General features: G+C 71.3%; 1 protein-coding gene. It reads left to right on the forward strand.

What is annotated here, in order from left to right:
• The coding region (locus FLQ44_RS23360; protein ID WP_147696231.1) for an efflux RND transporter permease subunit at positions 1 to 269 on the forward strand (269 nt) is incomplete at its 5' end.
• Between the last annotated feature and the right edge of the window lie 48 nt (positions 270 to 317).

Genomic DNA, 317 nt, shown 5'->3' on the forward strand with positions numbered 1-317 from the left:
TCCGCCAGCTGCGCGCGCAAGGGCTGGGGCTGGATGCCGCCATCGAACAGGGCGCGCTGACCCGCCTGCGTCCCGTACTGATGACGGCGCTGGTGGCCAGCCTCGGCTTCGTGCCGATGGCGCTGGCCGTGGGCGCCGGCGCCGAAGTGCAGCGGCCGCTGGCGACCGTGGTGATCGGCGGCGTAATCAGTTCGACCCTGCTGACCCTGCTGGTGCTGCCGGCGCTGTATCGGCTGGTGCATCGGCGGGAGGTGAAGGTTTCGCACTGAAGCGCTGCGTCGCGCCGCATCGGCAATCCGCCGCCGCGAGCTTGTGTG

Source organism: Vogesella mureinivorans, assembly GCF_007644035.1.
Taxonomy (GTDB): Bacteria; Pseudomonadota; Gammaproteobacteria; order Burkholderiales; family Chromobacteriaceae; genus Vogesella; species Vogesella mureinivorans.